This is a genomic window from Naasia sp. (genome assembly GCF_025465545.1).
In the GTDB taxonomy this organism is placed as follows: Bacteria; Actinomycetota; Actinomycetes; order Actinomycetales; family Microbacteriaceae; genus Naasia.
Genome location: NZ_JAODMK010000016.1, coordinates 61,194 through 84,679, shown reverse-complemented (window position 1 = coordinate 84,679; position 23,486 = coordinate 61,194). Strand labels below are relative to the sequence as shown.

Genomic DNA, 23,486 nt, shown 5'->3' with positions numbered 1-23,486 from the left:
CTCGAAAATAGGCCCTCAGACGGCCGTTTTATCCCGTTCCGGCGCCCCCGATTTGATAGAATCGAGGCCTACCGGCGGGAGCCAGGAACGTATGACGACAGACATGAATCATCCCGAGCCGGAGCACACCTACGGCGCCAGCGACATTCAGGTCCTCGAGGGGCTCGAGGCGGTTCGCAAGCGACCGGGCATGTATATCGGCTCCACCGGCCCCCGCGGTCTGCACCACCTCGTGTACGAGATCGTCGACAACTCCGTCGACGAGGCGCTGGCCGGATACTGCGATGACATCAAGATCTCCATCCGGCAGGACGGCTCGGTTCGGGTGATCGACAACGGCCGCGGCATCCCGGTGGACATCCACCCGGTCGAAAAGCGGTCGACGGTCGAGGTGGTGCTCACGGTGCTGCACGCGGGTGGCAAGTTCGGGGGCGGCGGCTACGCGGTGTCCGGTGGACTGCACGGTGTGGGGAGCTCGGTGGTGAACGCGCTGTCGAAGCGCCTCGACGTCGAGGTCCGCCGTCAAGGTGCCGTCTGGCGGCAGAGCTTCCACTCCGGCGTGCCCGTCGCTCCGCTCGAGCAGGGCGAGGAGTCCAGCGAGACCGGCACCACGATCACCTTCTGGCCGAACGACGAGATCTTCGAGACCGTCGAGTTCGACTACGAGACGCTGCGCACACGCTTCCAGCAGATGGCCTTCCTCAACAAGGGTCTCAAGATCACCCTCACCGACGAGCGCAAGGCGGCGGCCGACGACTCCGACCCGGATGCCGGTGTCGATGACGCCAAGGGCGCGCTCACCCACGTCTACGTGTACGAGCGCGGGCTCGTCGACTACGTGGAGTATCTCAACAACGCCAAGCGCGCGGACATCGTGAACCCCGAGATCATCTCCTTCGAATCCGAGGACACCGAGCGGCGGATCTCCCTCGAGGTGGCCATGCAGTGGACCACCGCCTACACCGAGAGCGTGTTCACCTACGCGAACACGATCAACACGCATGAAGGCGGCACTCATGAGGAGGGCTTCCGCGCGGCTCTGACCACCCTGGTCAATCGCTACGCGCGGGAGAAGGGCATCCTCAAGGACAAGGACGACAACCTCTCCGGCGACGACGTGCGCGAGGGCCTCACCGCCGTCATCTCGGTGAAGCTCGGGGAGCCGCAGTTCGAGGGCCAGACCAAGACCAAGCTCGGCAACACCGAGGCGAAGACGTTCGTGCAGCGGGTCGCCGGGGACCAGCTCGGCGACTGGTTCGAGCGGAACCCGGCGCAGGCCAAGGAGATCATCCGGAAGGCGCTGCAGGCTGCGACTGCTCGGATGGCCGCGCGCAAGGCCCGCGAGACGGCCCGCCGCAAGGGCCTGCTCGAGGGCGGAGGGATGCCGGGCAAGCTCAAGGACTGCCAGAGCAAGGATCCGGTGGTCTCCGAGATCTTCCTCGTCGAGGGCGACTCGGCGGGCGGCTCGGCCGGCACCGGCCGCGACCCGATCCACCAGGCCATCCTCCCGCTCCGCGGCAAGATCCTGAACGTCGAGAAGGCACGCCTCGACCGGGCACTCGCCAACAACGAGGTCCAGTCGATGATCACAGCCTTCGGCACCGGCATCGGCGAGGACTTCAACGCCGAGAAGGCGCGGTATCACAAGATCATCCTGATGGCCGACGCCGACGTCGACGGCCAGCACATCACCACCCTGCTGCTCACGCTGCTGTTCCGCTACATGCGGGGGCTCATCGAGATGGGCTACGTCTACTTGGCGCAGCCGCCGCTCTACCGGCTCAAGTGGACGAACGCGCCGCACGACTACGTCTACAGCGACCGCGAGCGCGACGCCCTGCTCGAGGACGGCGCCGCACAGGGCAAGCGCATCCCGAAGGACAACGGGATCCAGCGCTACAAGGGCCTCGGCGAGATGGACTACAAGGAGCTGTGGGAGACGACCATGGACCCGGAGACCCGAACGCTCCGTCAGGTCACGGTCGAGGACGCTGCTGCGGCCGACGAGATCTTCTCCACGCTGATGGGTGAGGACGTCGAGTCGCGGCGGAGCTTCATCCAGCGCAACGCGAAGGACGTTCGGTTCCTCGACATCTGATCGTGCACAGGCCGACCGGCTGATGCCGATCGCGCCTGCCCGGATTGTCCACAGTCTCCACACGGTTCTCCACAACTGAGGAAAGAACATGACCGACAGAATCGAACAGGTAGACCTCCAGCTGGAGATGCAGAGGTCGTACCTGGACTACGCGATGAGCGTGATCGTGGGGCGGGCGCTGCCCGACGTTCGGGACGGGCTGAAGCCCGTGCACCGCCGGGTGGTCTATGCCATGTTCGACGGCGGCTACCGGCCGGATCGCTCGTTCAGCAAGTGCGCGCGCGTGGTCGGCGAGGTTATGGGCCAGTACCACCCGCACGGTGACAGCGCGATCTACGACGCCCTGGTCCGCCTCGTGCAGCCGTGGAGTCTCCGCTACCCCCTCGCGCTCGGCCAGGGCAACTTCGGCTCGCCCGGCAACGACGGCGCCGCTGCGGCGCGGTACACCGAGACGAAGATGGCGCCTCTCGCACTCGAGATGGTCCGCGACATCGACGAGGACACCGTCGATTTCCAGGACAACTACGACGGCAAGACCCAGGAGCCGGTTGTCCTGCCGGCTCGGTTCCCGAACCTGCTCGTGAACGGGTCAGTCGGGATCGCGGTCGGCATGGCCACCAACATCCCCCCGCACAACCTCCGCGAGGTGGCATCGGGAGCGCAGTGGCTGCTCGAGCACCCCGAGTCCACGCGAGAGGAGCTCCTCGGGGCCCTGCTCCAGCGCATCAAGGGGCCGGACTTCCCGACCGGTGCGCAGATCCTCGGCACCAAGGGCATCGAGGACGCCTACCGCACCGGCCGCGGTTCCATCACGATGCGGGCGGTCGTCAGCGTCGAGGAGATCCAGGGTCGAACGTGCCTCGTGGTCACCGAGCTGCCGTACCAGGTGAACCCCGACAACCTGGCGGTGAAGATCGCCGAGCTGGTCAAGGACAACAAGGTCGCCGGCATCGCCGACATCCGCGACGAGAGCTCCGGGCGCACCGGACAGCGCCTCGTCGTGGTGCTCAAGCGCGACGCGGTGGCCAAGGTCGTGCTCAACAACCTGTACAAGCACACCCAGCTGCAGGAGAACTTCGGCGCCAACATGCTGGCGATCGTGGACGGGGTGCCGCGCACCCTGCCCGTCGACGGCTTCATCTCACTGTGGGTCGAGCACCAGGTCGAGGTCATCGTCCGGCGCACCGCATACCGTCTGCGCAAGGCCGAGGCGGACGCCCACATCCTGCGCGGCTACCTCAAGGCGCTCGATGCCCTGGACGACGTCATCGCCCTCATCCGCCGGTCGGCCACCGTCGACGACGCCCGCGAAGGCCTGATCGAGCTGCTCGAGGTCGATGAGGTCCAGGCGAACGCCATCCTCGGCCTCCAGCTTCGCCGGCTCGCCGCCCTCGAGCGTCAGAAGATCATCGAGCAGGCCGCCGAGCTCGAGCGCATGATCGCCGAGTACAAGGACATCCTGGCTCGTCCGGAGCGCCAGCGTCAGATCATCAGCGAGGAGCTCGCCGAGATCGTCGAGAAGTTCGGCGATGAGCGGCGCACCGAGATCCTGCTCGGCTACGGCGGCGACATGACGGTCGAGGACCTCATCCCCGAGGAGGAGATGGTCGTCACCGTCACCCGCGGTGGATACGTCAAGCGCACCCGCAGCGACAACTACCGCCAGCAGCACCGCGGCGGCCGCGGCGTCCGGGGCGCCCAGCTGCGCGCCGACGACATCGTCGACCACTTCTTCGTGACGACGACGCACCACTGGCTGCTGTTCTTCACCGACAAGGGCCGCGTCTACCGCGCCAAGGCCTACGAGGTGCAGGAGGGCGGCCGCGACACCAAGGGCCAGCACCTGGCGAACCTGCTCGCGCTGCAGCCCGACGAGAAGATCGCGCAGGTTCTCGACATCCGCGACTACGGGGTCGCCCAGTACCTCGTGCTCGCCACCCGGCAGGGCCTGATCAAGAAGACCGCCCTCCCCGAGTACGACACGAACCGCACGGGTGGCATCATCGCCATCAACCTGCGGGACGGGGACGAGCTGGTCTCCGCGCTCCTCGTGAACGAGGACTCCGACCTGCTGCTCGTCTCCCGCAAGGGGATGTCGATCCGGTTCACCGCCACCGACGATGCACTCCGGCCGATGGGGCGGAGCACGTCCGGCGTCATCGGCATGCACTTCCGCGGCGACGACCAGCTCCTCGATGCCTCAGTGCTCTCCGGGCCCGGCAGCGTGGACGGCTCGTACGTGTTCGTGGTGACCGAGGGCGGCTACGCGAAGCGGACCTCGGTCGACCAGTACCGGGTGCAGAACCGCGGCGGCCTCGGCATCAAGATCGCCAAGCTCGAAGAGTCGAGGGGCGACCTCGCGGGCGCGCTGATCGTGGAGGAGTCCGACGAAGTGCTCGTCGTGCTCGCCGGCGGCAAGGTGGTGCGCTCGGCGGTGTCCGAGGTTCCCGCCAAGGGCCGCGACACCATGGGAGTAGTTTTCGCCCGATTCGGCGACAAGGACAAAATCATCGCCGTTGCGAAGAACAGTGAACGTAACCTAGTCGCGGGTGCGACGCCGGCCGATGAGGTCGACGAAGTCCCGGTCGACCGCGCTGAGGTCGTTCCGGTCGAGCCCGAGGCTGGAGAGGACGTTTCAGGGGATGAGTAGTGTCGCGGAGAAGCTGGCGCGGAAGTCGTCCCGGACGGTGAACAGCAAGCAGGTTCGCCTGAAGCTCGTGTACGTCGACTTCTGGTCGGCGGTCAAGCTGTCCTTCCTGGTCGCCCTCGCGCTCGGCATCGTGCTGGTCGTCGGAACCTTCCTCATCTGGATGGTGCTCTCCCAGACCGGCATCTTCGACACCCTCAGCGGGCTCTACGGGGAAGTGTCCGGTGAGGCGGACTTCAGCATCACCGAGACCTTCGGGCTGGCGCAGGTGCTCGGATTCGCCCTCGTGGTCGCGCTGCTCAACGTGGTCGTGGGCACCGCACTCGGTGCTCTCTCCACCGTGCTGTACAACCTGAGTGTCAAGATCACCGGTGGGCTCCTCGTCGGCTTCACCAACCAGTAGGCGCCGGCCACCCGGATTCGTCCGGAGCGGCCGTGTGGGGTAAAGTCGACACGGTCGAAAACGGGGCTATAGCTCAGGTGGTTAGAGCGCTTCGCTGATAACGAAGAGGTCCGAGGTTCAAGTCCTCGTAGCCCCACGTGCCCATGGCGCCGCCGTCGCTTCTGCGGCGGCGCGTCGGGGGCACCCCGATCGGCCCGGCGCGGCGGTCCGATCTTCGGACCCAGCTTCGGGTCGCCTCATCTCGTCCTCCTGTAGCTTGGGCGGGTCCGCGTCAGCACGGGGACGTAGCTCAATTGGCAGAGCACCGCCTTTGCAAGGCGGGGGTTAGGGGTTCGATTCCCCTCGTCTCCACAGGGATGAGGCGCCGTCCGTGAGGGCGGTGCCTCTCGGCTGCGCGGAGACGGTGCGATTCCCCCCGTCGCTCCGGCCAGAAGGCGATAGCGTTCGGCCGTGCCATCCAGCAGCGGAGCTTCCACGCCGCCGCCCATGAGTCTCGCGGAGCTGGGCAGAGCGGTGGGCCGCGGCGAGCTGAGTGCGGCGGACCTGGTGCAGTCCGCGCTGTCGCGGATCGCGGAGCGCGACGGCGGGTTGAACGCGGTGGTCGCCCTGCGCGACACCGAGGCGCGTGCGGAGGCCGAGGCACTCGACACGTACGTGCGCGGCGGCGGGATGGCCGGACTCCTCGCCGGCGTGCCATTCCTCGTGAAAGACACCCAGGATGTCGCCGGCATGCGAACGACCCATGGGTCGCTCCTCTTCGCCGATGCGCCGGCTGCGGCGAGCGATGACGTAGTCGTCGGGCGACTGCGCGCGGCAGGGGCCATAGTGATCGGGAAGACGAACACCCCCGAGTTCGCGATCGAGGGGTTCACCGACAATCTGCTCTTCGGGGCCACCCGCAATCCGTGGAACCCGGCCCTCTCCTCGGGGGGATCCAGCGGTGGCTCGGCTGCCGCATTGGCGGCCGGCATGGTTCCGCTCGCCACCGCGACCGACGGGGGCGGCTCATCCCGGATCCCCGCCGCGCTCTGTGGGCTCGTCGGCTACAAGCCCACCAATGGAGTCGTGGGCCGGAGTCGGGCGCCGGAGTGGATCGACTTCCAGACGGACGGGTTCATGGCCACGCGAACGGAGGATCTGCGCGGGCAGCTCCAGATCGCTGCGGGGCCCGCACCGGGAGACCGGACCGCCTTCCCCGGAGTCCTGCCGCCCGGCAGGCTTCCGGCCCGGATGATCGTGGCCGAGCGCACGGACGAGCTCGGCGCACTCCCGGCCGCAGTCGCGCGGGCGTTCGCCGACGCGGTGGAGAAGCTGGCGGCTCTTCTCGGCCTGCGACCCGAATGGCGTTCGCCAGGCTCCTTCTTCGGGAGCGGAAGTCCCGATCGGGACTGGTTCACGATCGCATCGGCGGAACACGCGGCAGCCCTCGACCGGGCGCTCGGCGACGGCTCCGCTCCTGCTCTGCATCGGAGTACGGCACAATTCCTCGCTGACGGCCGCGGGGTCGGTCTCAGCGCATACGTTCACGCGCGCCGGCGCACCTTCGACTATGCGCGCGAGATGGACCTGCTCCTCCGCGACGACGGTGTTCTCGTGACGCCGACCCTTGCGGTGGCGGGCTTCTTCCCCGACGGGGGGATGAGTGGAAGCGCCGAGCCGGGCCTGCTCGGTCCCGAGGTGTACTCGACGGCGGTGCAGAACGTCACAGGACTGCCGGCCATCTCCGTGCCGGCCGGGATCCTGGACAACGGGCTGCCGTTCGGGCTGCAGATCACCGCGCCGCGGTATGCCGACCGGGCCCTGCTCGACACCGCCGAACTGTGGGAGCGCCACTATCCGTGGCCCTCCCCGGCCGGCTTCTCCCCCTTCCAGCCGTGACCGCCCCGATCCACTCTCGCTCAGCAGGCATAAAGACCCTCAGCAGGCAGAAACCGGCCTATACGGGGCACGGCGGAAAATCTGCCTGTTGAGGGAAGGAGGGGCCGCGCGGGGTGTTCCACGGGAAACACGAAGGGCCCCGGCGACTGCCGGGGCCCTTCGGGGAATGTCACGCGGTGGGCGTGGGGGGAACGTCCTTGGGGATGTCGGTCGGGTTCACCGTTCCGGTGGCCTCCGGCTCGTCGTCCGCGATCCACAGGTCGTCGTCTGCTCGGAAGGTCTGCCAGGCTGCGTAGGCCACTCCGGCCAGCGCCACGACCCCGAAACTCAGCAGCACCCAGCCGCCGACCCCCGGGCCACCCTTCTTGACGGGCTCGGGCGCCTTGCCGAACGACATGCCCTTCGCCTTGAGGGCTGCCACGTCCAGCCTGTCCCGCAGGCCCTTGGTCAGCTCCAGCACCGAGAGGGCGGAGGCAGCCACACCGGCGACTGCGGGGAACACCTCGTTGACGGCCTTCGCCCGGGCGGCGGTCGCGAACAGTCTTCCCGTCGAATAGCCACGGTCGACGGACGGCTTGAAGCGCGACTCGTAGGTGCTCAGCACGCGCGGCACCACATGCTCGCTGGTGAGGAGATTGGCCTGCTTCCGCGCCTCACGAGCAACAAAGGATGCGTGCTCGAGCACCTGCTGCTGCTCCTGCCACAGGTTCTCCGCGCTGCTCCGCAGCCGCTTGAGGTCCTTCTTGCGTGTGCGGGAGAGCTTCATGTCTTACCTCCGTGGGGTAGCTTGGCGGAATTCCTCCATCTTGCCACCCAGAGCGCTGAGAGCGCCCTGGGGAGTTTTTGCAGGCCGATTAGGATCGATGCATGACTCTGCACACCGCGGTTGCCACGTTGCACACGACTCAGGGCGACATCCGCGTGAACCTGTTCGGCAATCACGCGCCCAAGACCGTCAAGAACTTTCTCGGTCTCGCCACCGGGGAGAAGGAATGGACCGACCCGCGCACGGGCGCCAAGGGGTCGGGGCCGCTCTACAGCGACATCATCTTCCACCGCATCATCCCGGGCTTCATGATCCAGGGCGGCGACCCGACGGGTACCGGCACCGGGGGACCGGGCTACGAGTTCGACGATGAGATCTCCCCGGAGCTCAACTTCTCGCAGCCGTACATGCTGGCGATGGCCAACGCGGGCAAGCGCGGCGGCAAGGGAACCAACGGGTCGCAGTTCTTTCTCACCACGGGCGCCACCACCTGGCTGCAAGGCGCTCACACCATCTTCGGCGTCGTCGCCGACGACGAGTCGCGCCAGGTGGTCGACCGCCTCGGTGCCGTGCCGACCGATGGACGTGACCGCCCGCTGGAGGACCAGCTCCTCACGGGCATCACCATCAGCGAGAAGTGAGCGGGTCGGGGGGCGCCGCCGCCCTCGCATGGAGGAGGTTCCGCCGCACCGTCGCCCCGTCGGCGACCTACCTCCTGATCACGATCACCCTCCTCGTCTTCCTGGCGCAGCTGCTGCCCGGCTCGGGCGTGACCGAGGCGCTGCTCTACAGCCCCGCGTACTCCGTCCCCGCCACAGGAGCGCCGTTCGAGCCGTGGCGGATGATCACGGTGGGCTTCGTGCACTCCACCGGGGTGATCCTGCACATCCTGTTCAACATGCTCGCGCTGTGGATGTTCGGGCAGCCCCTCGAGGCGATGATCGGCAAGTGGCGCTTCCTCGCCGTCTACTTCCTCTCCACTCTCGGCGGGTCCATCGCGGTGCTGTACCTGGTCAGCCCCTTCCAAGGCGTCGTGGGCGCTTCCGGAGCCATCTTCGGCCTGCTCGGCGCCTTCTTCGTGATCGCGCGCAACTCGGGGACCAACACGACGGGCCTCCTCGTGATGATCGCGCTCAACCTCGGCATCGGCCTGTTCTTCCGCACCATCTCGTGGCAGGCGCACATCGGGGGGCTCATCGCGGGCGCCCTGGTTGCCCTCATCTTCGTGCGCACTCCGCGGCGCGCGCAGCGGAACCTGCAGATCACTCTGCTCGTGGCACTCACCGCACTGCTCCTGCTGATCTCCTTCTGGCCCGCGATCTCGGGAAGCACTCCCTGAGTTATCCACAGGCGTCTCCACACTGTGCATAGTTACACCGGTGTAGTTGCCACGTGACCAGCAGATTTTGTGCCGTTTGTACCCCGAAGACGGGGCGAACTGACAGGAGAAACCGTGCTCAACCTGGGATTGCTGTGTGATATAGACGGACCCATCGCAAGCCCCGTCACCCGGAGCATCGCGATTCCGAGCATCGCGCAGGATCTGGTCCGGCTCGCCGGCGCGGGAGTCCCGGTCGCGTTCATCACCGGTCGCTCGGACGAGTTCGTCCGCCAGCAGGTCATTCCGCCGCTCCAGGGGGCCGGCCTCGCGGACGCGCTGACCCGCTCCCCGGGCCGGATGTTCGCGGTCTTCGAGAAGGGCGCCGTGTGGGCGACCGTGGAGCCGTCCGGTCTCAGCGAGATCACGGTGGACTCCTCGGTGGCGCTGCCGGCCGAGGTGGGGGAGGAGATCCGGAACCTCGTCCACGGCCGGTTCAGCGACACCATGTTCTTCGACGAGACCAAGCGGGCCATGATCTCGGTAGAGCAGCGCACCGACGTCGAGTCCGAGGTGTATCAGGAGGCGCAGGCCCGGTTCGATGACCTGGCGTTCGAGGTGCTCGTCGGCCACGGCCTCGGCGTTCGGCACGGCTCACGTGTGCATGCGGATGCGGACGGGGCGGTGCCCTTCCGGATCGACCCCACGATCATCTCCACCGACATCGAGTCGGTGCTGCTCGACAAGGACCGCGCGGCCGAGCGCACGCTGGCGTACTTCGCGGAGAGCGGCGAGCTGCCCCGACGCTGGCGCTCCATCGGCGACTCGCGCAGCGACTACCGGATGGCAGACCACCTGCACGAGGCAGGCTTCGACGTGGCGCATGTGGACGTGCGCCCGAGCGACGGGGTCCTCGAGAAGCCGTACCCCGTGATCGTCATCGAGGGGAAGATCCACGACGAGGCCGGCGCGGAGTTCCTGGCCAACTGGGTGGCGGAACTCGGGCTCTGAACCGCGGGCTCAGCTCGCCGGCGAGGAAACGCGAGGGTCGACGATCAGCGCCAGCGGGTGGTCATCAGGAAGCCGATGAAGGCGATTCCGAAGCCGATGAGGATGTTCCAGCTCTGCAGGTCCGGAATCGGCAGGGTGCCCTGACTCACGTAGAAGACGATGATCCAGGCGAGGCCGACCAGCATGAAGCCGAACATGACGGGCTTGAACCAGACCGGATTGGGGGCGTCGCCGCGGTCCTCGGTGCGCACCTCGGGGCGAACTCGTGTGCGTGCCATGTCGGCGAGTCTAGCAAGCGTCTCGGGCTCCAACCGGAAGGCGCAACTAGACTTCCCGCCATGGTGACGCCCGACGATTCCGGGTCGCCGTCCCCGCCGCGCGGGCCTTCGCGGTCGGCATCCCTGGTGGGGGTGCTCGGCGAGGTCCTGCTCACCGCCGGAGTGATCGTGCTGCTCTTCCTCGGCTGGCAGCTGTGGTGGAACGATGCGATCCTCGCCGACTCGCAGACTTCCGCGGCGCGCGCGCAGAGCGAGGAGTGGGGCGACCTCTACGCACCCGGCACGCGCCTCGCCCCCTCTGCAGCGCCGGCGAAGGAGGACTTCGGAGATCCGCTGGTGGCGGCAGAGCCGGCCCATGCCGAGGTGATCGGCAACCTCTACGTTCCCCGCTTCGGCACGGACTACGTGCGCACCATCGCCGAGGGCACCTCGACCGACATCCTCAACAGCACCCGACTCGGTCTGGGCCACTACGACGGCACCCAGATGCCGGGCGAGGTCGGCAACTTCGTCGTCGCTGCTCACCGCAGCGCGTACGGCGGCGCGCTGCACCTGGTCGACCAGCTGCGGCTGGGCGATCCTCTCGTGGTCGAGACGGTGGACGGGTGGTACACCTACCGCTTCACCAACCTCGACTACGTGATGGCTTCCGCCGTGGATGTGCTGGCACCGGTGCCGCAGGAGCCGGGCGTCGACGCGAAGGATCGGACCATCACCCTCACCACCTGCAATCCGCTCTACTCCACGGCCGAGCGCATCATCGCGTACGGCGTGCTCGACTCCTGGCGGCCCCGCTCGGCCGGCCCGCCCGCCGAGCTCGCCTCGATCCTGGGGAAGGGCTGATGTACGCGGCGCTCTGGCGGGTGCTGCCCGGTCCGATCTGGCTCCGCATCGCGGTGCTCGTCGTGCTCGCCGCGATCCTGGTGGCCGCGCTGTTCACCGCGGTGTTCCCCTGGCTGGACGGCATCCTCAACCCGCAGTCGGTGACGGTGGGAGAATAGAGGGGCCATGACCCGCATCCTCGTGCTCGACAACTACGACAGCTTCGTCTACACGCTCAACGGCTACCTGCACCAGCTCGGCGCGGAGACCGATGTGGTGCGCAACGACAGCATTCCCGCCGACCGGCTGGCCGGTCGGCTGAGGGAGTACGACGGGGTGCTCCTGTCGCCGGGACCGGGCAAGCCGGCCGACGCCGGTGCCTCCGTCGCCGTGGTCGACATCGCCATCGCCACCGGTCAGCCTCTGCTCGGGGTGTGCCTGGGGCACCAGGCGATCGCCGAGGCGCGCGGAGCGGTCGTGACGAATGCGGACGAGCTGATGCACGGCAAGACCTCCGCGGTGGAGCACGACGGCAGCGACTTCTATGCAGGCGTCCCGCAGCCCTTCACGGCGACGCGGTATCACTCCCTGGCGGTGGTCGACGAGACGGTCCCGGACGAGCTCGTGGTGACGAGCCGCACCACCGGGGGCGTCATCATGGGGCTGCGGCACGAGAGCGCCCCGGTATTCGGCGTGCAGTTCCACCCGGAATCGGTGCTGACCGAGGGCGGCTACCGCATGCTCGGCAACTGGCTCGCGGTCGTCGGCCTGGAGGGCGCTCAGGAGCGGGCGCGCGACCTCAACCCGCTGCTGAGCGCGCGCCGAGGCTGATCCCACCGACGCTGCCGCACGGACCTACTCGCCGCTGCAGTAGGAGATCGTGATCTCGGAGCGCTGCGCGACCGTTCCGGGTGCCAGCGACTGACCGAACACGACGTCGGACGCGGCGCCGCACCCGGTCGCCGCCACGATGCTCACCCGCAGGCGGAGCTCCGGTCCTTCGAGCAGCTCCCGTGCATCTGCGATGGGGAGGTCGATCACGCGAGGCAGCTCGACGAGTCCGTCGGACACCACGAGGTTGACGACGGCACCAGCGTCGAGCTGCTGCCCCACCTCGGGGTCGGCCCGCAGCACGGCGCCGGCGACGGCGGTCGAGGAGTGCTCCCGGGTGATCGCGCCGAGCGTGAACGAGGAGTCGTTGAGCAGCTGCTGCGCGGAAGCCTGGTCGAGGCCGATAACGTCGGGGACCACCGACTGGGTCTTCCCGGTCGAGATGTACACGTCGATCGCGGTGCCGGAGGCGACGATCGTGCCGGCTTCGGGATCGGTGCGGACCACCTGGTCCTTCGGCACCGCGTTGCTCTCCTCGAGTCGCCGGGTCGCGACCAGCTCGAGCTTCTCGAGCGCGCCGGCCGCCTGGTCGTACGTCATGCCCCCCAGGGAGGGAACCGACCGCGACACCGGCGGGAGGTCCTGACTGGGGGTCAGGGTGAACACCCAGATCACCACGGCCACGACGATGACGCCGATGCTGAGGATGCCCGCCCAGATCCAGGCCGCGGGGGGGCGGGTCTGAGTTCGGACGAAGGTGTCGTCGTCGGCGGCCAGCTGCTTCATGGCCGGGTTCGCGTCCAGCGTGTCCGTCGCGGCGATGCCGAAGAGGGTGGGCCCGACTTCGGAGTCCGGCAGGCGTCGGGCAGGCATCCGGCCCGACGCGGCCGTGTGCACGTCGTCCCGGAACTCGGCGGCGCTCTGGAAGCGGTCGAATCGGTCCTTCGCGAGGGCGTGCAAGGTGACCTCGTCGAGAGCCGGGGACACCTTGGGGTTGAACGAGCTCGGGACGGGGGCCGGCTCGCTCACGTGCTGGTAGGCGATCGCCACCGGGGTGTCGCCGCGGAAGGGGGCCCTGCCGGTGAGCATCTCGAAGAGCACCACGCCGCTGGAGTAGAGGTCGGTGCGGGCGTCGACCGTCTCGCCGCGAGCCTGCTCGGGGGAGAAGTACAGGGCGGTGCCGAGGATGGCGGTGGTCTGTGCGACCGTCGCCGAGGAGTCGGAGATCGCCCGGGCGATGCCGAAGTCCATCACCTTCACCTGGCCGGTGCGGGTGATCATGATGTTTCCCGGCTTGATGTCGCGGTGCACCACCCCGGCGCGGTGCGAGTACTCGAGCGCGGTCAGGATGCCGTCGACGATGTGCACCGCCTCGGCAGGCTCCAGGGGGCCCATCGCGATGATGTCCTTCAGCAGCTTGCCGTCGACGTACTCCATCACGATGAACGGCTGCGGCGTCTCGTTGCCATGCGCATCGCGCACGATCTCCTCGCCCGCGTCGAAGACCCGGACGATGGTGGGATGCGCCATGCGGGACGCGGCCTGCGCCTCTTGGCGGAACCGGGTGCGGAACGCGGGGTCGGTGGCCAGCGACGGCTTGAGCAGCTTGATCGCCACCGTGCGACCCAAGCGGATGTCGGTGCCGAGATGCACGTCCGCCATCCCGCCGCGGCCGATGAGGGAGCCGATCTGATAGCGCCCGGCGAGGACCCGGGTGGTGTCGGGCGCGGGGCGGGACGTGGGCCCGGTGGAGGTGGTCACGGGATCAGCCCGCCGGAAGGAGGGGCGGGTCGGTGGGGGTGGGCTCGGGAGCCGGTTCCGGAGCCGCGGCGGCGACAGGGATGCTGAGCGCGGGCGAGTCGGGCGAGTTGCGGTCGTCGCAGAAGACCACGTAGCTGACCGTGATCTCGCTCGCAGTGTCCTGGTTCTTCGCGGTGATGTCGTTGTAGTTGGTCTGGCCGGCCCCGAGCGAGAAGGTGCCGTTGCTCTCATCCGAAGCGCCGGCGACGGTGATCCCGTAGCCGCTGCGATCGGTCCCGGCCGGGCAGGAGTTGTACGCCGGCCAGCTCACGTTCACCGTCGAGCCGGCAGGAGCGGGGTTCGCGGACTGCAGCTTGGGGGCTGCGGGCGCCGGGATCTCCGCGAGGTCGCCGTAGTAGGTGACGGTGATGGTGGCGCCCTTGGGGAGGTTGCCGGTGGGGTTCACGTCGTAGACCACGCCCACCTGCGACTCGTCCGACGCCGCGTTGCCCGACTGCGCGTTCACGGTGAAGCCGAGACCCTCGAGGTCGCCCTGCACGTCCTGGTAGGGGCGGCCGGTGTAGTCACCGGCATCGACCGGCACGGTGCTGCTGGTGGGAGTGGCCGAGGGAGTGGGGGAGACGGACGGGGACGCCGACGGGCGCGAGGGGCTGGGGCTCGGCGACGTGCCGTTCTTCGGCTGGTTGCCGAGCAGGCTGAACAGGACGACCGCGAGCACGATCGCGAGGATCCCGACGAGGGCGATGAGCGGCCAGGTCCAGGGGCTGCGCCGGTGCGGCTCATCCTCGTCGCCGTCGATCGGTACGGCTCCGGTCGCGCCCGCGAACCCCATGGCGCCCGCGGCGGGGAGAATCGTGGTGGCGGCCGCATTGGGGGAGCCGGCGGCGGGGAAGAGCTGCGTGGTCGCGTCGGAGTTCGGCATCAGCGACGCCCCGTGCGGCAGGATGCCGGGGACGGCGGAGGCCGCAGCGCCGACGTCGCCGCGGCGGAGGGCCTGGGCCGCCCGCGCGAGATTGGCCGTGGACGCCGGTCGGTCGGACGGACTCTTCGCGATGCAGGCGAGCACGAGGTGCCGGACGGGCTGGGGGATGCTCGCAGGCAGGTCGGGTGGTGTCTCGTTGATCTGCGCCATCGCGATCGCGACCTGCGACTCGCCGGTGAAGGGTCGGCGACCGGCGAGAGCCTCGTAGGCGACGATGCCGAGCGAGTAGATGTCGGTGGCGGGGGACGCAGGATGACCGCTCGCCTGCTCGGGCGACAGGTACTGCACCGTGCCCATGACCTGGCCGGTCGCAGTGAGCGGCACCTGGTCGGCGATGCGGGCGATGCCGAAGTCGGTGATCTTCACCCGGCCGTCGGGGGTGATCAGCAGGTTGCCGGGCTTGATGTCGCGGTGCACCAGGCCGGCGGCGTGAGCAGCCTGCAGCGCGGAGGCGGTCTGCGCGACGATGTCGAGGACCCGGTCGGTGGGCAGGATGTGCTCGCGTTCGAGGACAGTGGAGAGAGCCTCGCCCGGCACCAGCTCCATCACGAGGTAGGCGCTGCCCTCCTCCTCGCCGTAGTCGTAGACGTTGGCGATGCCCTCGTGGTTGACGAGAGCGGCGTGCCGGGCCTCGGCGCGGAAGCGCTCGAGGAATCCCGGGTCACCGAGGTACTCGTCCTTGAGGATCTTGATCGCGACGGTGCGTCCGATGACGAGGTCGGTCGCCTCCCACACCTCGCCCATGCCGCCGATGGCGACACGGTTGGCGAGCTGGTAGCGACCGCCGAAGGTGATGCCCGTTGCCGGTCTCATCTGTTCAGCACCGCCTCAATAACCTGCTTCGCGATGGGCGCGGCAACCAGGTTGCCGAAACCCTCCTGGCCGAGCCCACCGCCGTTTTCCACCACGACCGCAACGGCGACCTGAGGGTCGTCCGCCGGCGCGAAGCCGGTGAACCAGAGCGTGTACGGATCGTCCCCACCGTTTTCCGCCGTACCCGTTTTACCGGCCACGCTGACCCCGTCTATTCTTGCATTGCTCGCCGCGCCGTTCTCGACACCGTTGACCATCATCTGGGTGAGTGTTGCCGATGTGTTATCACTGATCGGGGTCGAGAAGACCTCGGACTGGTACTCCTGCTTGACCGTCAGGTCAGGGGCGAGGACCTGGTCCACCAGGTTCGGCTTCATGACCACGCCTCCGTTTGCGATGCCGGCCGACACCATGGCGATCTGCAGCGGTGTGACGCGGTCCTCGTACTGGCCGAAGGCCGAGAGGCCGAGCTGCGCCTTGTCGAGCCCGGTCGGGTAGGTGCTCGGCGTCACGGACATGGGGATCTTCAGCTTCTGGCCGAAGCCGAAGGCCTTGGCCATGTCGGAGATGGGCTGCTCGCCGAGTGCGATGCCGAGCTGGGCGAAGACGGTGTTGCAGGAGAGCCGGAGGCCGGTGGCGATCGTGGCCTTGTCGCCGGGGCCGCAGGGCGCTCCATCCGCGTTGAGCACCAGCGAAGTGCTTCCGGGCAGCGGGAACTCTGCGGGGTTGGGGAAGGCGCTGTCCGGGGTGAACTTCCCGCTCTCGATCGCGGCGGCGCTGACCACCAGCTTGAAGACGGATCCGGGAGGGTTGAGGTTGCCGGCGATGGCCCGATTCTCCAGCGGCTGACCGTCGGCGTCGATCAGCTTCTGGTAGGCCGCGGCGGCCTTGTCGCCGTCGTGCACCGCGAGCTCGTTGGGGTCGAAGCCCGGCTTCGACACGAGCGCGAGGATCTTTCCGGTCTTGGGCTCGATCGCGACGACCGCGCCCTGCTGGTCGCCGAGCGCGTCCCACGCCGCCTGCTGCACCTTCGCGTTCAGCGTCAGCTCGATCGAGTCGCCCTGCGGCGGCTGGCCGCTGATGATGGTGCCGAGCTGGTCGAAGAACTGGGCGTTGGCGGTGCCGCTCATCTCGTCGTTGAGTGCACCCTCGATCCCGGTGGGCTGGCCGCCGAGCGTGAGATAGCCGGTGACCGCCGAGTACAGCTCGGGGTGGTCGCCCGGGTAGGTGCGCTGGAACTTGTAGACGTCCTTGGACGGCACCGACTCGGCGATGGGGTCACCCTGCACGAGGATCGAGCCGCGCTGGGCGGAGTAGCTCTCGTAGAGGGTGCGCACGTTGCGGTCGTCGGCTCGCAGGTTGTCGGCCTGGAAGACCTGGATGATCGAGGTGGAGCCGAAGAGCACGGCGAACAGCAGCACCACGAAGACGCTGATCCTCTTCAATTCGCGGTTCATACGACAAGCCTCGGCTGGTTGCGCACGGAGTCGGAGATGCGCAGCAGCAGCGCCGCGATGATCCAGTTCGCCACGAGCGAGGAGCCGCCCGCCGCCATGAACGGCGTCGTCAGGCCGGTCAGCGGGATGACCCGCGTGACTCCGCCGATGACGATGAAGCACTGCAGGGCGAGCACGAAGGAGAGACCGACGGCGAGCAGCTTGCCGAAGTCGTCCTGGCCCGCGAAGCCGATGCGGAAGCCCCGCGAGATGAGAAGCAGGTAGAGCGCGAGGATCACGAACAGTCCGGTGAGCCCGAGCTCCTCGCCGAGCGTGGCGAAGATGTAGTCGCTCTGGGCGACCGGTGTCACGTCCGGCATGCCCTGACCGAGGCCCGTGCCGATGAGGCCGCCGTTGGCGAGCCCGAAGAGCCCCTGCACGAGCTGATAGGAGGGACCGGCGCTGCGCTCGGGGTCGAAGGGGTCCAGCCAGTTGTTGAGGCGGTCGTTGACGTAGGACAGGGTCTGGGAGGCGGCGATCGCGCCGATCGCGAACATGATCAGGCCGAGCAGCACCCAGCTGAAGCGCCCGGTGGCCACGTAGATCATCACGAGGAACAGGCCGAAGTAGAGCAGCGCGGTGCCGAGGTCCTTCTGGAACACGATCACCGACATGGTGACGGCCCAGACGACGAGGACGGGGCCGAGGTCGCGCACCCGGGGCAGCTGAAGCCCGAGGACCTTGCGGCCCACCATCGAGAGCGAGTCGCGGCGGGTGACCAGGTACCCGGCGAAGAAGACGGCCAGGGCGATCTTGGCGATCTCGCCCGGCTGGAAGGAGAACGGGCCGATGCCGATCCAGACCCGGGCGCCGTTGATCTCCTGTCCGATGCCGGGAAGCATCGGCAGGAGCAGCAGCAGGATGCAGGCGAGCATGGCCAGGTAGGTGTAGCGCTGCAGGACGCGGTGGTTGCGGATCACCACGAGGACCGCGATGCCGGCGACCACGGCGATCGCCGTCCACATCATCTGGCGGACCGCGACGGACTCCCAGCCGTCCACGCCCTCGGCGAGGTCGATGCGGTAGATGCCGGCGATGCCGAGCCCGTTGAGCAGGGTCGCGACGGGGAGGATGAACGGATCCGCTTCGGTGGCGAGGAAGCGCAGCACCACGTGCATCACGAGCGTGAGGAACGACAGCCCGGCGACCAGGATCACCACCGTCGGCTGGATCTTGCCGAGTGCGCCGAGCTGCACGAGCACGACTGCGCCCGCGTTGATGGCCCAGACGAGCACCAGCAGCGCGAGCTCGAGGTTGCGCAGCTTCCGGGGCATGCGCATCGTGCGCACCTTGCCCGTGGTGCCTGCGGGCGGAGCGGTGACCAGCGGTCCCGTCGGCGCGCTCACGAGGCCGTCCCCGGAGAGGTGATGGTTGCCAGGTTGGTCACGATCGAGAGCGCGCGCTGCTCGTCGCCGGCCGAGATGGTCGCCTCGAGCTGGCGCTGGTAGTAGGCGGGCAGGTCCTCGACGGGGATGCCGCTCTCCTCGTAGACCGCGGAGAGCGGGAGTGGCCCGACGGAGGCCTGGATGCCCCGGTAGATGGCGACGTGGCCCTCGCTCACCCCGACATAGAACTGGGTCTGCGTCCAGCGGTAGCCGAGGACGATCGCCAGGATGATCCCGATGACGAGGATCGCGATGCCGATCAGCCAGGTGATGGTGCGTCGCCGCGACCGGCGTCGATCCGCCTCGATGAGGTTGTCGAGGTAGTCGTCGTCGTCCGCGTCGAGATGGGTCTCCCGCGCCACGGCGGTGGCTTTGATGGGGTGCAGCAGCAGGCTCGGGAGCCGCAGGCGCCGGCCGGACTCGCTGTCGAATTCCAGCGGCGCGGCGGCCGAGCCGACCGTGACCGCGGCCGTGGGGGAGTCCGCCTCCGGCGATGTCGGATCGATGTCGGCGACGACGACCGTCACGTTGTCGGGCGCGCCCTGCTCGAGCGCCTCCTTGATGAGCCGGTCCGCCACGTCGGAAGGCGTGGAGTTGTCCCCGAGGATCGAGCGGATGCGGTCCTCGCCGACATAGCTGCTCAGGCCGTCGGAGCAGATGAGCCAGCGGTCGCCCGCGGCGGTGCCGATGATGCTCGTGTCGATCTCCGGGGCCTGGTCGATGTCGCCGAGCACGCGCATCAGCACGGACCGGCGCGGGTGCACCAACGCCTCCTCCGGCGTGATGCGGCCGCTGTCGACCAGCCGCTGCACGAAGGTGTGATCGATCGTGATCTGGGAGAGCTCGCCCTCTCGAAGGAGGTAGATGCGCGAGTCGCCGATGTGGGCGATGGCGATGCTGTCGCCCACCCGGATCATCGCGGACACCGTCGTGCCCATCCCCGTCAGCTCGGGATGCTCGAACACCGTCTCCGCGAGCAGCTGATTCGCCGCCACCAGCGCCGACTGCAGGGCGAACTCGGCGTCCTGCACGGACGCGTACTGCGCCGTGTCGGTCTCGGCGATCCGGTTCACGGCGATCGCGCTCGCCACGTCACCGCCGGCGTGCCCGCCCATGCCGTCGGCGACGACGAACAGCTGGGATCCGGCGAAGGCGGAGTCCTGGTTGTTGGAGCGGACCTTGCCGACGTGGGAGACGGCGGCGGCCAGGGTCTTCTGGGGCACCGGCTACCGCCGCAGCTCGAACGTGGTGGCACCGACCTTCACGGGGGTGTTGACGGGGACCTGCGTGGGAACGGTGATGCGCTTGCCGTCGAGGAACGTTCCGTTGGTGGAGTCGAGGTCCTGGATGACCCACTCGTCGTTCCACAGCAGCAGGCGTGCGTGGTGCGTGGACGTGTAGTCGTCGCGGATCTGCAGGCCCGACTCACCCGAGCGGCCGATGGTGAGGGGTTCCGTTCCGAGCGGGATCTCCACGCCGGCCTTGGGGCCCGACGTGATGACGAGCCGGGCGGCGGTGCGAGTGGTCGCCATCGGCTTGGCGGCGCCCTGCACCGGAATGGGTGGCCCGGTGGGAAGCGACTGGACGGCGGGGGGAGCTGCCGGAGGGGCCGGAGCCGTCGCGGCGAACGCCGGGGACTGCTGCTGCTGGAGCTTGCGCACACGGCTGCCGAAGAGGTCGGAGCGCAGGGCGTAGACGATGGCGAACACGAATGCCCACAGCACCGCGAGGAACGCGATGCGCAGGATCAGGAGGGTCAGCTCGCTCATCGGCCCTCGCCCCAGAAGTTTCCGAGGTCGCCGGGCTGCGCTCCGCCTTGAGCCACGTCGGGGTCGTCCGACTGGGGCAGCACCCGGAACACGATCCGGGTCCGCCCGATCTGCACAACTGAGTCGGGCGGGAGCAGTGCGCGCTCGACGCGCGCGCCGTTCAGGGTGGTGCCGTTCGTGCTGCCGAGGTCGTTGACCTGCGCCCGCTCGCCGTCCCAGAGCAGCTCGACGTGCTTGCGGCTGGTCCCGCTGTCCTCGACGGTGATGTCGGCCTCCGAGCCGCGGCCGATGACCGTCCGGCCGCGCTTCAGCGGGTACCGGGTGCCCGCCACCTCCACGACGGCGGTCCACGAGACCTTTCCGCTCACGCTGCCCGACTCGACCTGCAGCAGGCCCTCGGTGAGATGGACATCGCGGTCGAGCGTGATGCTGATCGGGCCCGCGAACTGGTAGCCCTGCGAACGGGCGTGCTGCTGCACGAGCGAGGTGAGCTCGTCGGTGAGGCTGGAGCCGATCGCGGTCATCCGCTCGTGGTCGCCCGGCGCGAGCCGCACCGTGAAGCGGTTGGGTACCAGGATGCGGTCGCGCGCCACGATCGCCGCATGGGTGTCCAGTTCTTTGCGCAGCGCCGCGGTGATCTCGATCGGCTGAAGGCCCGATTTGAACGTCCTGGCGAAGGCGCCGTTGACCGCGCGCTCGAGACCTCTTTCGAAGTTGTCGAGTATGCCCACGGGATCGCGGCCTTCCGGTCGTGCGCGCGCGGAAATGCCGCGCATGGCTTACTGAATGGTAGCCGGGTCGCTTCGGGCTCCCTGTGCGCCCTGCCGGAGTCCGCCTCCGGCAGGGGCCGCTCATCCTCGCTCCGGCAGGGGCCGCTCAGCCTCGCGGTCGAGGACGGCAGCGGGGGCGGCGAGGGCTCGGTCGCACGGGGGCGTAGGGGCACCGCCGCCGTGGTAATCTCGTTCGTCGGCGCGAGAGCGCTGGTGGTGAGCGCGAGTGGCGGAATAGGCAGACGCGCACGGTTCAGGTCCGTGTGCCCGTGAGGGCGTGGGGGTTCAACTCCCCCCTCGCGCACCAACCAGGAGATCCGTCTCTCTGGATGAGCGAAACGCACGAGGAGAAAAGGGTCCGCGAGGGCCCTTTTCTGTTTCCCCGTGTGTCGGCCACGTTTACGCACCGACCCTGGAGATACTGACCGCAGGGCACACACCCCAAACTGGGGGCGTCAATGTCCCCGATTATCAGGTCTTCTGCTGGATAGTGGGGGATGCGTCCACCCGAGAACAGGGCGAAACCTCGAAAGGGCGCACGTCGTATGAATACCTCCCACCAATCCCGCTCCGGATTCCGTCGGCCGATCCTGGTTGCGCTGGGCCTGCCCGCCGCCTTGGCGATCGGCCTGGCCGGGTCGACGGCCGCGTATGCCGCGGCCCCCACCGACGGCGACATCCTCGGTCTTGCGTCGGGCTACGCCGTCCTCGGCGGCTCGACCGTCACCAACGATGGCGCCGGCACCGACATCACCGGCGATGTCGGCCTGAGCCCGGGTACCGCCATCACCGGGCTGCTCGCCGAGCAGGTCCACGGGACCATCCATACGACGGACGCTGATGCCGCTGATGCGCAGCTCGCCTCGCAGGCCGGCTACACCTTCCTCCAGAACAAGGGCGCAACCGGAACGGAAGCGGACGGCGACCTCGGCGGCTCCGATCTGGGCCCTGGCGTCTACGACAACATCGCACAGATCGACGGCAAGCTCACCCTCACCGGTGGCGCGGACGACGTCTGGATCTTTCAGTCCCCGAGCGCGTTGACCGCGATGGTCGGCAGCGAGGTCGAGCTCGCCGGCGAAGCGAGCGCCTGCAACGTCTACTGGCAGGTGACCAGTTCAGCGACTCTCAACGGAGCCTCCTTCGTGGGCAACGTGTTCGCACTCACGTCCATCTCGGTGGGCACGAACGCGCCCGTGACCGGACGCCTGCTCGCGCAGAGCGGCGCCGTGACCCTGCTCAACAACGTGATCTCCGCCCCGGACTGCGGCACCGTCGATGACGGCGGCGCACCGGCGGACGACGGGAGCGGGACCGACGACGGCACGCCGACCGACGGCGGGTCCGCGGACGGCGGCACTGAGGGAGACGGCACTGGCACCGGCACGGACGCCTCCGGGGGCGGGACCACGACGACTGTGGAGGATTCCACTGCAGGGGGCACGCTCCTCGCCGAGACCGGCATCGATGGCGGACTGATGATCGGATCGGCTGGTCTGCTCGTGCTCACCGGCGGTGTCCTGCTGGTCGCGCGGCGCCGCATCGCCAACAGCTGAGGCGGATGCGGGCACCTCCCGTGGTGCCCGCCACCCTTCCCTCGATTCCTGATCGGGAAGCTCATGCGCCGCTCGGGGCTCCGGCGTGCGGGGATAGACTCCCGTGCCGTGAACCCGGCGGCCAGCTCGACACCGATTCCCGCCCCGGTGTGACGCACCGATGGACATTGCTCGCACCGTCCTCACCGTCGCGCTCCTCGTGGCGGTCACCTATGCACTCGTGCGCGCGGTCGGAGTGCAGCACGCGTGGCTGCAGCCGTGGGCGATCCTCCGGGCCGTCGTGCAGCTGGGAGTGCTGAGCGTCCTGCTCTCCGGAATCGTGTCGGACCCGGTCTGGGTCGCGGTCTTCCTCGGTGTCATGGTGGTCGCGGCCACGGCGGTGGTCGCGAGCCGGCTGCGGATCGGCCCCGGACGCGTCCCGCTGATCGCGCTGATCCTCGTGACGGCCGCCGCGGTGCCGCTGCTCCTCGTCTTCGCCACTCAGGCGATCGACTTCACTCCCCGCTACGTGCTGGCGACCGGAGGCATCATCATCGGCAACGCGATGACCGTCACGACGCTGGCCGGCCGGTCGCTCCAGTCGGCGATCGCAGGCCAGCGGGACGAGATCGAAGGGTGGCTCGCGCTCGGCGCCACACCGCGGCGAGCGACCCGCCGAGCGGTGCGCTCCGCCTCATCCACCGCCCTCATCCCCTCGACCGACCAGGCGAGGACGACCGGGATCGTCACCCTCCCTGGTGCGTTCGTGGGAGCGATCTTCGGCGGCGCATCGCCCCTCGACGCCGCGCAGTTCCAGGTTCTGGTCCTCGCGGCGGTCCTCGCTGCCGGGGCCATCGTCGTCGGCGCCACCAGCATCTTCTTCGGGGCGCCGCGAACGCTGCCCCTCCTTCCGGTGGACTGAT

The 23,486-nt window shown here is 68.6% G+C and carries 21 protein-coding genes and 3 tRNA genes; 15 read left to right on the top strand and 9 right to left on the bottom strand.

From position 1 onward, the window contains the following. Positions 1–103: 103 nt before the first annotated feature. From gyrB to JWR33_RS05075, 6 genes are all read left to right on the top strand, one after another. Positions 104–2,098 (top strand): DNA topoisomerase (ATP-hydrolyzing) subunit B, encoded by a 1,995-nt coding sequence (gyrB, locus tag JWR33_RS05100; RefSeq protein WP_297409991.1) that lies wholly within the window; start codon positions 104–106, stop codon positions 2,096–2,098. An 88-nt stretch (positions 2,099–2,186) separates the two neighbouring features. Next, positions 2,187–4,748: a DNA gyrase subunit A gene (gyrA, locus tag JWR33_RS05095; protein WP_297409989.1), complete on the top strand. Its 2,562-nt coding sequence runs from the start codon at positions 2,187–2,189 to the stop codon at positions 4,746–4,748. Further along, on the top strand, positions 4,741–5,148 hold the full coding sequence (locus JWR33_RS05090; RefSeq protein ID WP_297409987.1) for a DUF3566 domain-containing protein: 408 nt from the start codon (positions 4,741–4,743) through the stop codon (positions 5,146–5,148). The genes gyrA and JWR33_RS05090 overlap by 8 nt, the downstream gene beginning before the upstream one ends. Positions 5,149–5,210: 62 nt before the next feature. Further along, positions 5,211–5,284: transfer RNA gene (locus JWR33_RS05085), tRNA-Ile, on the top strand. Between the two features lie 142 nt (positions 5,285–5,426). Next, positions 5,427–5,499 (top strand) — tRNA-Ala (locus tag JWR33_RS05080). A 99-nt stretch (positions 5,500–5,598) separates the two neighbouring features. Then, positions 5,599–7,026 carry an amidase gene (locus JWR33_RS05075; RefSeq protein WP_297409985.1) on the top strand — a complete coding sequence of 476 codons (1,428 nt, stop codon included), beginning with the start codon at positions 5,599–5,601 and terminating at the stop codon, positions 7,024–7,026. Positions 7,027–7,195: 169 nt separating this feature from the next. Here the strand turns inward: JWR33_RS05075 and JWR33_RS05070 are convergent, their stop codons facing one another. Continuing rightward, entirely contained in the window at positions 7,196–7,792 is a 597-nt protein-coding gene (locus JWR33_RS05070; protein WP_297409983.1) for a hypothetical protein, read from the bottom strand. 101 nt (positions 7,793–7,893) lie between these two features. Between JWR33_RS05070 and JWR33_RS05065 the strand changes: the two genes are divergently transcribed. The 3 genes from JWR33_RS05065 to JWR33_RS05055 all read left to right on the top strand — a co-directional run bounded on the left by JWR33_RS05065 (position 7,894) and on the right by JWR33_RS05055 (position 10,121). Beyond that, complete coding sequence (locus JWR33_RS05065; protein ID WP_297409981.1) at positions 7,894–8,433, top strand: peptidylprolyl isomerase; 540 nt, start codon at positions 7,894–7,896, stop codon at positions 8,431–8,433. Then, positions 8,430–9,131 (top strand): rhomboid family intramembrane serine protease, encoded by a 702-nt coding sequence (locus JWR33_RS05060; protein ID WP_297409979.1) that lies wholly within the window; start codon positions 8,430–8,432, stop codon positions 9,129–9,131. The genes JWR33_RS05065 and JWR33_RS05060 overlap by 4 nt, the downstream gene beginning before the upstream one ends. Before the next feature lie 114 nt (positions 9,132–9,245). Further along, the gene (locus JWR33_RS05055) at positions 9,246–10,121 is read left to right on the top strand and encodes a hypothetical protein (protein ID WP_297409977.1); all 876 of its coding nucleotides are present in this window, start codon (positions 9,246–9,248) and stop codon (positions 10,119–10,121) included. 44 nt (positions 10,122–10,165) lie between these two features. Here the strand turns inward: JWR33_RS05055 and JWR33_RS05050 are convergent, their stop codons facing one another. Next, a complete protein-coding gene (locus JWR33_RS05050; RefSeq protein ID WP_297409976.1) occupies positions 10,166–10,399 on the bottom strand; it encodes a cell division protein CrgA in 234 nt (77 codons plus the stop codon). Positions 10,400–10,459: 60 nt separating this feature from the next. Here JWR33_RS05050 and JWR33_RS05045 point away from each other — a divergent pair, with 60 nt between their 5' ends. The 3 genes from JWR33_RS05045 to JWR33_RS05035 are packed head-to-tail and all read left to right on the top strand — an operon-like array spanning position 10,460 to position 12,052. After that, the gene (locus tag JWR33_RS05045) at positions 10,460–11,242 is read left to right on the top strand and encodes a class E sortase (protein WP_297409974.1); all 783 of its coding nucleotides are present in this window, start codon (positions 10,460–10,462) and stop codon (positions 11,240–11,242) included. After that, positions 11,242–11,400, top strand: coding sequence for a hypothetical protein (locus JWR33_RS05040; protein WP_297409973.1), 159 nt, complete (start codon positions 11,242–11,244; stop codon positions 11,398–11,400). The genes JWR33_RS05045 and JWR33_RS05040 overlap by 1 nt, the downstream gene beginning before the upstream one ends. A 7-nt stretch (positions 11,401–11,407) precedes the next feature. Continuing rightward, the gene (locus JWR33_RS05035) at positions 11,408–12,052 is read left to right on the top strand and encodes a gamma-glutamyl-gamma-aminobutyrate hydrolase family protein (RefSeq protein ID WP_297409971.1); all 645 of its coding nucleotides are present in this window, start codon (positions 11,408–11,410) and stop codon (positions 12,050–12,052) included. A gap of 24 nt (positions 12,053–12,076) precedes the next feature. On the opposite strand, the gene pknB is transcribed toward JWR33_RS05035, so the two are convergent. From pknB to JWR33_RS05000, 7 genes are all read right to left on the bottom strand, one after another. Further along, entirely contained in the window at positions 12,077–13,813 is a 1,737-nt protein-coding gene (gene pknB / locus JWR33_RS05030) for a Stk1 family PASTA domain-containing Ser/Thr kinase (protein ID WP_297409970.1), read from the bottom strand. A 4-nt stretch (positions 13,814–13,817) separates the two neighbouring features. Beyond that, the gene (locus JWR33_RS05025) at positions 13,818–15,608 is read right to left on the bottom strand and encodes a protein kinase (RefSeq protein ID WP_297409969.1); all 1,791 of its coding nucleotides are present in this window, start codon (positions 15,606–15,608) and stop codon (positions 13,818–13,820) included. Continuing rightward, positions 15,605–17,065, bottom strand: coding sequence for a penicillin-binding protein 2 (locus JWR33_RS05020; protein WP_297409968.1), 1,461 nt, complete (start codon positions 17,063–17,065; stop codon positions 15,605–15,607). The genes JWR33_RS05025 and JWR33_RS05020 overlap by 4 nt, the downstream gene beginning before the upstream one ends. Next, entirely contained in the window at positions 17,062–18,384 is a 1,323-nt protein-coding gene (locus JWR33_RS05015; RefSeq protein ID WP_297410112.1) for an FtsW/RodA/SpoVE family cell cycle protein, read from the bottom strand. Before JWR33_RS05015 ends, JWR33_RS05020 begins: the two co-directional genes overlap by 4 nt. Before the next feature lie 62 nt (positions 18,385–18,446). Continuing rightward, positions 18,447–19,712 carry a Stp1/IreP family PP2C-type Ser/Thr phosphatase gene (locus JWR33_RS05010; RefSeq protein ID WP_297409967.1) on the bottom strand — a complete coding sequence of 422 codons (1,266 nt, stop codon included), beginning with the start codon at positions 19,710–19,712 and terminating at the stop codon, positions 18,447–18,449. A gap of 3 nt (positions 19,713–19,715) precedes the next feature. Further along, entirely contained in the window at positions 19,716–20,258 is a 543-nt protein-coding gene (locus JWR33_RS05005; RefSeq protein ID WP_297409966.1) for an FHA domain-containing protein, read from the bottom strand. Then, the gene (locus JWR33_RS05000; RefSeq protein ID WP_297409965.1) at positions 20,255–20,989 is read right to left on the bottom strand and encodes a DUF3662 and FHA domain-containing protein; all 735 of its coding nucleotides are present in this window, start codon (positions 20,987–20,989) and stop codon (positions 20,255–20,257) included. Before JWR33_RS05000 ends, JWR33_RS05005 begins: the two co-directional genes overlap by 4 nt. 259 nt (positions 20,990–21,248) lie before the next feature. On the opposite strand from JWR33_RS05000, the gene JWR33_RS04995 reads away from it, so the two are divergent. The 3 genes from JWR33_RS04995 to JWR33_RS04985 all read left to right on the top strand — a co-directional run bounded on the left by JWR33_RS04995 (position 21,249) and on the right by JWR33_RS04985 (position 23,485). Beyond that, positions 21,249–21,335: transfer RNA gene (locus JWR33_RS04995), tRNA-Leu, on the top strand. Between the two features lie 238 nt (positions 21,336–21,573). Further along, complete coding sequence (locus JWR33_RS04990; protein WP_297409964.1) at positions 21,574–22,584, top strand: ice-binding family protein; 1,011 nt, start codon at positions 21,574–21,576, stop codon at positions 22,582–22,584. Between the two features lie 160 nt (positions 22,585–22,744). Further along, entirely contained in the window at positions 22,745–23,485 is a 741-nt protein-coding gene (locus tag JWR33_RS04985; protein WP_297409963.1) for an ABC transporter permease, read from the top strand. Position 23,486: the final 1 nt, after the last annotated feature.